The 9,764-nt window shown below is 60.4% G+C and carries 11 protein-coding genes; 6 read left to right on the plus strand and 5 right to left on the minus strand.

What is annotated here, in order from left to right; translation table 11 throughout:
* Positions 1-508 precede the first annotated feature (508 nt).
* The 6 genes from CKO15_RS13050 (at position 509) to CKO15_RS13075 (ending at position 6,718) form a co-directional block, all read left to right on the plus strand.
* Positions 509-790 (plus strand): CRISPR-associated endonuclease Cas2, encoded by a 282-nt coding sequence (locus tag CKO15_RS13050; protein ID WP_200197083.1) that lies wholly within the window; start codon positions 509-511, stop codon positions 788-790.
* An 89-nt stretch (positions 791-879) separates the two neighbouring features.
* Complete coding sequence (locus CKO15_RS13055) at positions 880-2,061, plus strand: GGDEF domain-containing protein (RefSeq protein ID WP_200197086.1); 1,182 nt, start codon at positions 880-882, stop codon at positions 2,059-2,061.
* 546 nt (positions 2,062-2,607) lie between these two features.
* The gene (locus tag CKO15_RS13060) at positions 2,608-3,414 is read left to right on the plus strand and encodes a hypothetical protein (protein ID WP_200197088.1); all 807 of its coding nucleotides are present in this window, start codon (positions 2,608-2,610) and stop codon (positions 3,412-3,414) included.
* A 294-nt stretch (positions 3,415-3,708) separates the two neighbouring features.
* Positions 3,709-5,049, plus strand: coding sequence for a tyrosine-type recombinase/integrase (locus tag CKO15_RS13065; protein ID WP_200197089.1), 1,341 nt, complete (start codon positions 3,709-3,711; stop codon positions 5,047-5,049).
* Positions 5,050-5,087: 38 nt separating this feature from the next.
* A complete protein-coding gene (locus CKO15_RS13070) occupies positions 5,088-5,837 on the plus strand; it encodes an SDR family oxidoreductase (protein WP_200197091.1) in 750 nt (249 codons plus the stop codon).
* Positions 5,838-6,280: 443 nt separating this feature from the next.
* On the plus strand, positions 6,281-6,718 hold the full coding sequence (locus tag CKO15_RS13075) for a hypothetical protein (protein ID WP_200197093.1): 438 nt from the start codon (positions 6,281-6,283) through the stop codon (positions 6,716-6,718).
* Between the two features lie 72 nt (positions 6,719-6,790).
* On the opposite strand, the gene CKO15_RS13080 is transcribed toward CKO15_RS13075, so the two are convergent.
* From CKO15_RS13080 to CKO15_RS13095, 5 genes are all read right to left on the minus strand, one after another.
* A complete protein-coding gene (locus CKO15_RS13080) occupies positions 6,791-7,693 on the minus strand; it encodes a DNA-binding protein (protein WP_200197095.1) in 903 nt (300 codons plus the stop codon).
* Between the two features lie 162 nt (positions 7,694-7,855).
* The gene (locus CKO15_RS13085) at positions 7,856-8,068 is read right to left on the minus strand and encodes a nucleotidyl transferase AbiEii/AbiGii toxin family protein (protein ID WP_476729771.1); all 213 of its coding nucleotides are present in this window, start codon (positions 8,066-8,068) and stop codon (positions 7,856-7,858) included.
* Between the two features lie 16 nt (positions 8,069-8,084).
* Complete coding sequence (locus tag CKO15_RS14790) at positions 8,085-8,213, minus strand: hypothetical protein (protein ID WP_476729772.1); 129 nt, start codon at positions 8,211-8,213, stop codon at positions 8,085-8,087.
* A 112-nt stretch (positions 8,214-8,325) separates the two neighbouring features.
* Entirely contained in the window at positions 8,326-8,727 is a 402-nt protein-coding gene (locus CKO15_RS14795) for an AbiEi antitoxin N-terminal domain-containing protein (RefSeq protein ID WP_476729773.1), read from the minus strand.
* A gap of 284 nt (positions 8,728-9,011) precedes the next feature.
* The coding region (locus CKO15_RS13095) for an MOFRL family protein (protein ID WP_200197097.1) at positions 9,012-9,764 on the minus strand (753 nt) is incomplete at its 5' end.

Consider the following 9,764-nt stretch of genomic DNA (forward strand, 5'->3'; position numbering starts at 1 on the left):
TGAGGACTGCCCTGTTTGAGAAGGGATTAAGACCTCGCATCCAGGCCTTTCAAGGTGAGTCCCTGCTGCTCATCCGCAACCGCTTGATAGGGCAGCCACCGCAGCAAGTCGGGATCGCAATTTGCTACCAGAGAACGCTGCAAGGAGTCCTGCAACATATTGATTCATAACGGCATGTTTGCACACCTTGAAAGTCCTGGACCTCGCATCCTACCATCAGCAGTCGAGACGATCTGTTTGAGGACTGCCCTGTTTGAGAAGGGGTGCTGCAGGCACTGCATGAGGCACTGGCAATAAAAAGCTGGATCGCCCGGGAGCCAATGTCCGCACCCAGACGCCCTTCCGACTAGTTTTTCTTGGAACTGACGTTCCTCTTACGCTTGCGTTGCAATCACCACTATGTCGAGGCCGATCGATGCGGCTTGGCAAGCTTCCCGTTTATGCCTCTCCGCCGTTTTGGGTGTCATCTTGTGCACCCAGCACATGGCTCGGCCGCAGAGGACACACCATGGTTCGCAAGCTCCATCTCGCCTTCTACGATATTCGCTGTCCGCGCCGTCTGGCTAAAGCAGTGCGCGTCGTCAAAGGCTACGCCAGCGGCGGCCAAAAGTCGGCCTATGAGTGCTGGCTGACCCCGGCCGAGTGCGAGGCACTGCACCTAGAGATGGCAGACGTGCTCGATACGGAGGTCGATCAATTTGCCCTCCTGCCACTAGAGCCGAGATACCCATTGGTGACCCTCGGCACCGCTGAAAAGCCCGCCGACCCGCAGTTCTTCTACTTCGGCTAAGGGTGGCGCCAACCCCCAACGGGGGGCTGCGACTTGCTGTTGTCTTGGGCTGTAGCAGTAATGACAATCGACTCGTTGAGAGGGAATAGATGGACCTAGATCAGCCAACCATGAGTTTGATCCTCTCGACGGTCAGTGTGATTGCTGCTGTAGTAATGGGGATGGTGTGGAGAATCAACCGAAGCGAACAGGGACCTGCACTGTGGGCCGTTGGCAGCATGATCGTTGCGTTCGGTTTCATCCCACTGTGGTTTGGGGATCATCTTGGCAGTAAGGCGATCTTCGCAAACAATGCCGCCGCACTGATCGCCGGCTTGCTGTTGCTCGAAGGGATTTTACGCTTCAGAGGTTTGGGTAATGAGCGACGTCGCTTACCGTGGTATGGGCTGTATATCGCAGTAGTGTTGTTTCTGCTCTATCTTAGTCTCGACCACCATCAGCTGCGCTACCTAATCCTAGACGCCAACTTAGCAATCATTTTGGCGGTCACGGCGATTTGCTTGATGTGGCGCAGCGAGGAACTGGAGCGCCTCATATACGGCATTACCGCTTTCTTCTTTATGCTGATGGTGTTGGCATTGGCTTACCGCTGGGGGTTCGCGGCAATGGGCACAATCGGGGTCGATGATAACTATAATCGAGCAACCGGCGCGATCACCTTCATGTTTATTCCGTGGACCCTAGGTTGGACCTACGGCTTGGCTATGGCAGCCAATCTACGGGCGCAGCGCCGCATCGAGCATATCGCACAGCACGATCCACTTACCGGGCTACCGAACCGCCGCCGGCTGAATGATAACTTACAACGTCTGGCGTCTCGGCTGAAGTGTAACCAAAAAAAAGGCGAACCCGGATTTGGGTTGGTGATCATCGACGTAAACGGATTCAAGAAGATCAATGACACCTACGGTCACGCCTTTGGCGACGCAGCCCTGGTGAAACTAGCAGAACTGTTAGTCAGCTGTCTGCGTCCAGCGGACGAGGTGATTCGCCTAGGCGGTGATGAGTTTGTGGTGCTTTTGCGCGAACTGAGGGATCGAGAAGCGCTGGATGGACTGTGCCAGCGGTTTTCCGAAACACTGGAAGTGCCTGCCCAAATCAGGGGTCATGGTGTCCGTTTTGTGATCAGTATCGGGGCCGCTTTGTGTCCGGACGACAGCGTTGAACCGGATTGCTTACTAGCACTGGCCGATCAGCGGATGTACGCCGACAAGATTCAGAAAGGCGAGGACTCTGAAGTCTGGTGTCTACAGTGTCTTCAAGGTGCCTAACCATAGCCTGTAACTCGAAGGCCAGCGTCACTCCGCTGCTACCACTGCGTTACACTGAGGCAGTCATAGCTTGATTCATCTTTCTAAACAGTCAGTTGAAAAATCAAGACGACTGATTTGGTTGAGATCTACCGGTCCTTTTACTGGCAGAAAGCTTGCGATTTCTGCCCTTCCACCGTCCCAGATGCCATCCTTTGGCCTTGAAACAGCTACTGAGGTCACACCATGAGCCTGCAAACAATACATCCTCGCTGCCTACAAGGTCCGGTGCTCACGTCAATTGGCCAAAGCGGCGCAGATTATCAAAGACTTCGCTAGTATCGGTTAAAAACCCATCGACAATCACCACGGAAGAAATCAAGGGAATCACCTCAAAACCTATAAAGATTGATCCGATTCTCGGACACTTTGCCTACTAAGATAGGAAAAGCCATTAACAATAGGGGTCAAACGGACGCGGTCAACTCCGGTCCGACAAAGCCGGGCAACTTGGGTGACTGGACCGGTTAACAAAACCGTTGTGCGGGTAAACGACTGGAGGTGAATATGGGACGTGATATATCTACCCAAACGTGGGACAGAGTACTGAGCACGGTATTGTCGATGCCCGGCGCAAAGGTAGACCGCGAGAGTTTTTTGCGATCTGCACTGCAAAACTACGCTTCTACACGTGAAATTGAAGAGGCCATAAAGCTCGGCCCGGCCACAGCTGGAATATCAAAAGAGACAATTAAGCGGGTTTCTAACAACTCCATTAGGTGGCATAAGACCGGCGTTACGGCAGTCTCAGCAATTTCGGGAATTCCTGGAAAATGGTGGCTGGCGGCTACGATTCCAGCGGATATCACCCAGTTTTTTTACCATGTTGTCATTATCGCCCAGAAACTGGCTTATTTACATGGGTGGCCGGAACTTATGGGACCAGAGGAAGGCTATGACGACGAAGGGCGTCAGATTATAACTGTATTCATCGGCTCAATGTTCGGTGCTCACTCTGCGCAGAAGGCGGTGCATCAAGCGGCTGAGAAGATAGCGAAAACAGCTGTCACGCGCCTGCCCAAAGTGCCGCTGACAAAGTACGCGATATATAACATATCAAAAAAAATAGCAAAATGGCTTGGCGTTAGGTTGACTAAGAAAAAGTTCGCCGAGTGGGCGGGTCGTGCCATCCCTCTCGTTGGAGGTATGGTAGCTGGAACAGTGACGTTTTTTGCGTTCGCGCAAGCCTGCAAAAAACTCCAGTCGGACCTCGAAAAAATGCCCCTGGCTGATCGGGTTGTTAATGTGTGCGGAGATAATCATTGGCCTCAACCATTTCTTGCCCCTACGCCAAGCGAGTGGGCCACGGGATGATCAGTGCCTTGACGAAACTTGCTCTGTTCTACCCTGAATTCGATCACCACGGGCTACCGTGCCGAAAGATATCGCAGCGATACGATACAAGCTACAGATGCAGCCTCCCGCTGACTAGGAAACACCGTGTGGCAGCTAGTCGCACTCAAGCGCTGGAGACCTCCGAAGCTTCTACGGCGTGCCCCAATGGATCCTCCGCATGGACAGAGACCCCCGCGTGCTAGATTGGTATCTGTTCGTGACCCCGTCCTTCGTCGACTGAGCAATACAACCGCAAGAGACCACCCGCACACGATGAGCGATCCCACCCCACCCACTGCGCTCTCTCCTCCGCCTCCGCCGCCTGAAGCAGACGGCGCCATCACCGCGCGTTCCGCCACCACTGGTCCCCTCCTCCCCGCCGGCTACGGCTGGCTGCCGTGGGCGCTGCACGCCGACTACGCCCCCTGCCCGACTCCGCACCCCGGAGGTCTCGGACCGGTCCCCGTCGGTGGTGGCGGCCGCGGCTACCTCAATACCGCTGACGGCGGCCTGCTCGCCCACTGCCGCAGTGATCTCGATGCCGTCTCCGTCTGGCTCGGCCGCCACCTACAGAGCCCGATGACGCGCACGCAGTATCAGCACGAGATCGAACGCTACTTGCTCTGGCTCGGCATCGAGCGCGGTAAGGCACTGGCTGAGGCGACCCCCGACGATGTCATGCTCTATGAGCAGCTGCTGCGCAGCCCGGAGCAGTGGCCGCACTGGTACGGCCCCGAGTGCCCGCGCAACGACCCGCGTTGGCGACCCTTTAGTAAGCCACTGGAGGGAAGAAGCCGCTACCAGGCGCTGCAAGTGGTCAGCCGCTGCTACCGCTACCTCGTCGAGCAGGGCTATCTGCGTCTCAATCCCGTCGCCGGGGCCACGCACTTAGCACGGCCACCGCGCCGAGCGGCGGTGCAGGAGTGCTTCCTCGATGAAGGCCTGTGGCACGAAGTTGGTCGAACCCTGGCCGAGCTCCCGCAGCAGACGGCTACGCAGCAGGCTCGCTACCACCGCGCCCGCTGGGTGCTCTCGGCGCTCTACGTGCTACTCGCCCGGGCCAGCGAGTTTGCCCAGGCGCGCATGGGCGATCTCTACCGGGTGCGCCGGCCGCACGCCGAGCAGTGGTGGTGGCGTGTGAAGGGCAAGCACCGCCGCCCGGAGGACGCCGCCGATCACGTCCCGGTTCCCTCCAGCCTGATCGGCGAGCTCGCCCGCTACCGCGAACACCTCGGACTGCCGCCCTACCCGGCCGCCGAGGAGGAGACCCCGATGGTCGTCAGCCTCTACCCGCAGCGCGACGGCTGGCAGCCGGTCCATCGCACCACGATCTATCGCATCGTCAAATCGCTCTTTCTGGCGACCGCCGAGCGCATCGCCGCCGATCACCCGGCCGGGGCCGAAACACTGCGCCACGCCTCGACCCACTGGCTGCGCCATTCCGGCATCACCCATCGGCTCGATCACGGCTGGTCGCTGAAAGAGACCCGCGCCGCCTCGCGCCACGCCTCCTTGCAGAGCCTGTCGCAGTACGTCCACGCCGATCGCGATCGTCTTGCCGAGCAGGCGGAGCAGCTCGATCTGGGGTGGGGGGGGAACGGTCTTGATCACTGAGGGAGCAAAGCGTCCGCTGCTGCCGAAGGGAGAAGAGTATGAACGAGCAACCGGTTTGCCTGATTACGGGTGCAGCCCGCGGGATCGGCTACGGCATCGCGCAGCGTCTGGCCGACGACGGCTGGCATGTGATCATAGGCGATCTCGACGAGGCGGAGTGCCGGACCGCCGCAGAGCGTATCGGTTCCCAAGCTACAGCGATCGCCCTCGATGTGCGCGATGAGTGCAGTATTGAGCAGGTGCTGGACGAGGTGCAGCAGGCCCATGGCAGGCTCGATGGGCTCGTGAACAACGCCGCCATCAGTGATCCCGGCCATCAGCCAGTCGAAACACTCCGTTTGGACCAGTGGCAAGCGTACCTCGATACCAATCTCACCGGAGCCTTCCTGCTCTGCAAGCACGCCCTGCCCCTGCTTCGCGCCCAACGAGGCGCTATCGTGGATATCGGATCCTCTCGCGCCTGGCAATCGGAGCCCCACACCGAAGCCTACGCCGCCACCAAGGGCGGCCTAGAGGCCTTCACCCACGCCCTGGCCATCTCCGCCGGGCCGCAGGTGCGGGTCAACTGCATCCATCCGGGGTGGATCGATACACGCTCGCCGGCAACACAACGCGCCGAACCGCTGACCGCAGCCGATCACGCACAGCATCCGGTCGGCAGGGTCGGCACTCCGGCGGACATCGCTGCACTCACCGCCTTTCTGCTCAGCGCTGAGGCGGGCTTCATCACGGGGCAATCTTGGGCAGCAGACGGCGGCATGACGCGGCGGATGATCTATGCTGAGTAATCGTACTGCGCCATTCCGGTACCACCACCGCGGGAGGAAATCGTCGCCTAGCAATCCCCTTCCAAACAGCCGATTGGGCATTGATCATACACCGGGCCACTTCACCATCATCGAGCCAGCATAGCCACTGATCGGCAAACAAACCCAGCTAGCCAAATCCCCACTGACGCGGGGGAAAAATCATCCCTGATCACATATCAAACAACTCATCGAACTATCCCCGTTGGCACGGGGGAATGTGAAGCAACCACCGCCCTACGCTACCCAAAACCCACCTCCTCACGCAAGGGATGGCGATCAGTCAGCTGCAGCGGCCAACTACTCAGCACCCTACAATCAGCTTCCTATCGAGGTTGCGTCGATCACCGCCTCGTTGTAAACCCGGGCCAGGGGAGAATGATAGACAGCATACCCACACCACACTCAACCCACAGGAACACTTCATGGAGTATACCGCCCCACCACCGACTCTCTCCTCCCTCTTTCGCAGAGCCACCGTGCTCTGGCTGGTGATCTGCGGGCTGGCGGTCGGCAACGGCATCGCTCGAGAGGTGCTGCTTGAACCACTGATCGGCCCCGAACTCGCGCTGCCGTTGAGTGGCCTCATACTCTCCGCACTGGTGATCGCAATCGCCTACTTCGGTATGACTGAACACAGTCGGCACTCCCTGCCGGTTCTGCTCGCGATCGGCGGCTACTGGTTGCTGCTGACGATCCTCTTCGAGCTCGCCCTCGGCATGGTGCTGCTCGGCCAGACGTGGGCACAGGTGCAGCTGCAGTACAGCCCGGCCGCTGGCAACCTCTGGATCTTCGTGCTCGCCACCATCGCCGCCGCACCTTGGCTCAGCAGCCGCCTGCGCAGGGCTGCGGAGCGATCGTAGAACGGCGCATTAGAGGGTCCCGTTCGGTCGCCTAATTTAGTGCCAACCGCCAGCCTGTCCATGACCGCACGCCTACCCCCATAATCTCTCTTCCAACTTCTGCACACGGCTCTCGATGCTTTTGCGGGCAGTAGCCTCTCGCTCCGCCTGCTTTGTGGCGGCTTCTGCCTGCTGCAGCGCCGCCGCCTCCCGCGCCTTCAGCTCTATGAGCTCCTTCTCGGCCGCGACAGCCCTCCCCTCCGCCGCCTCTGCACGCTCAACCTGCTGATTGACCTGCTCACGAAGCCGCGCAACCTCTTCCTGCAGCGCTGCCTTTGCCTCGCCCAGGTCTTCTGCGTGGCGATTGGCAACGGCAGCCGTCCGTTCGGCATCGCTGGTACGCTGTTCAGCCGCCTGGGCGGCTTGCTTTGTCTCCTCGAGTTCCTGCCGCATCACCTCGTGTTGCTCTTCAAGCATCTCCGCTCTGCTGCTCGCCTGTGCATGCTGCGTGCGCAGTTCATCGGCGGTGTGCCGGTGCGCCTCGATTTGCTCGTACAGACGCTCCAGCGTCTGCGCCTGCTCCTCGGCTCGCCCGGCCAGCGCATCGCGCTCCGCTTCCAGCTGATTGGCGCGTGCTATGGCATCATCGCGCTCCTGCTCAACCTGCTCGCTGGATTCGGCGAGTTGCCGATTCTCGTCCTGGGCGATAGCCAACTGCTCGCGTAACTCCGTCGTTGCCGCCTCTGCACTCCGGCGCAGCTCGTTGGCGACGGCATCGCGCAGTTCGCGGGATAGCTCGCACGCTTCGCCCCCTGCCTTAATCGCCGGTTGCTGCTTACGCCACTGTGCGAGGTGTTTCTGGATGGTGTTCGGCGAACCGGTCCCCAATCGATCTCGCACGAGGCGGATACTCGGCTGCCCCCCTTGCGCTGCGATCTCATCGGCGGCCGCGAAGACCTGTTCTCGGCTCACTCCGTACTGCATTGCCGGCGCCATGCCGATCCTCCTTCTGAGCTGGATCGCCGCGAGCCACCCCGCAGCGCCCGTGTATCGTATCGATACGATCATATCGATACGACTATGATACAGATGCTACCCGCCGCTGATTACGCAAGCGTATCTGGACGCCCAGTGGCGCAACGCGCGTGGCAATAGCGATCAGAGCTCCTGGTTGATGATGGCTTGCAGCGTTTCGTCGCGCGGCGTCTGCCACGGGAGGTACACCACGTCGATGTCCACCGACGGGCGCGGCATATCCTGCACGAAGCGGCTAATCGCCGTACCCCCTTTCATGGTGAAGATATCGCGAACGAACACGTCGGGCGCGACGGCCAGCAGCAGGCAAACGGTATCCGCGAAGGCCTTATTCATGTGGTCTCAGGCTCAATCAGGTGCCGTCATCGAGCCGTCTCATCCAGCGCGTATTGCTGCCGGTGCGAACCGGGTACTGCTCCAGCAGCAGGGCATCGACGTCCACGAGGCTGGTCTCACGCGCCCAGGTGAGGAACAAGCGCACGGCCTTCACGCTAGCGCAGCAGGAGAGCAGCTGCCCGAGTCAGTCCTTACGAGGGGGGTGCAGTCCAGCAAATAGGTTGCGGGCCTCATCAAGGCTCTGCTTGAGCCCCGTGTCAGTACAGTATCTGCAGAACAGCACGCTCGGAGGCTGACACCCAAAGATCCTGGGGCAAGCCAGGCGGCGTGATCAGGGTCTTGCCCGCCAGCGCCATGTCCGGCCAGTCAAACAGGCGGGCGTGGACATAGCGGGCCGGGAAGCGCGAAGAGAACCAAGCCGACAACGTGAAGCGAGCCTCGCCCCACAGCACCAGCGTTTCCCGGCTACCCAGGTTGTGGCGCACACCCTGCAGGGCCAGAGCGTTCTTGCCGCCGACGTGCAGGCCGGACAGGCGCTGTTGCAGGAACTTCAGCGCACCGTAGACCCCGAACTCATCGTTCGGGAAGGCATAGACGCCATGGGCCAAGCGCACGAGCCACCCGCCGCCGGCGAAGTGGGCGGCGAGTTGGAGCGACACCCCGAACTGGCTCAGGGTAGCAAGGTCGAACGGCGCACCGCGGGGGAGTTCCGCTACTTCATGCCCATACTATAAAAATAGTAGAGGATTCAATCACTCCATGGAGCCCTTGCAAGGGCGCGCAGCATAATTCGCAGGCGGGTTTCCCCTCGTGGTTCTGCGCTACGGCGTGCTACTGATTTCAGGCTTCATAAAATATGGGCCAATGTACAGTGTTTTCACCGTCGGAGCAGTTCGTAAAAGACGGATCGAGAGGCTCGCATCGACGACTCCCCACCCTGCAGTCATCCCACCACCGCCACCCACAGGTCCATAACGTTGGTCTGGGTCGGTCCGGTTACCAGCCGCGCACCGGCGGCCGCTAGCGCCGGGCCGGAGGCAAAGCATTCGACGGCACGAACCGGGTCGTAGCCAGCCGCCGCCATGCGCACAGCGGTGCTGCCATCAACGCACCCCCCGGCGGCGGTGGTCGGTCCATCGCTGCCGTCGGTACCGGCACAGAGCAAGGTGACGTCATCACGGCCTCGCGCTTGGATCGCCAATAGCAAGGCGGCGTGCTGGCTGCGTCCGCCCTCCCCCGACGACGGCGGCAATGTGACCGTCGGTTCGCCTCCACCGAGCAGACAGACCGGCCTCTGGCTGCGATCGATCTCTGCTATCGTTTGCCACCACGCCTCGACCAGCGACTCCACCGGTCCGGCTAAAGGCCCGGGCCACTGTTCCACCCGATAACCCAAACGGCGTGCCTCTGCGGCAGCCGCGGCCACCGCTTGGGCGTTGTTGGCAATGACGGTGTGCGTTGGATTCCTATCCGCCGCCACGCCCGGCTCCACCGCTGTTGCCTCTGCATCGTCCAAAAAGCGCAGCACGGCAGTGGGAAGGTGGAGCCGCAATCCAAGGCGCTCGATCTCCGCTCGCGCCGTGTGGCGACTGACAGCCGCTGCCGGGCGAAAGGGTGCCGAGGCAATGGTATCGAGATCATCTCCGAGCACATCAGAGAGCACCAAGACGCTGCAGCGGGCCGGCATCGCGCGACG

The organism is Halorhodospira abdelmalekii (assembly GCF_016583625.1).
Classification (GTDB): Bacteria; Pseudomonadota; Gammaproteobacteria; order Nitrococcales; family Halorhodospiraceae; genus Halorhodospira; species Halorhodospira abdelmalekii.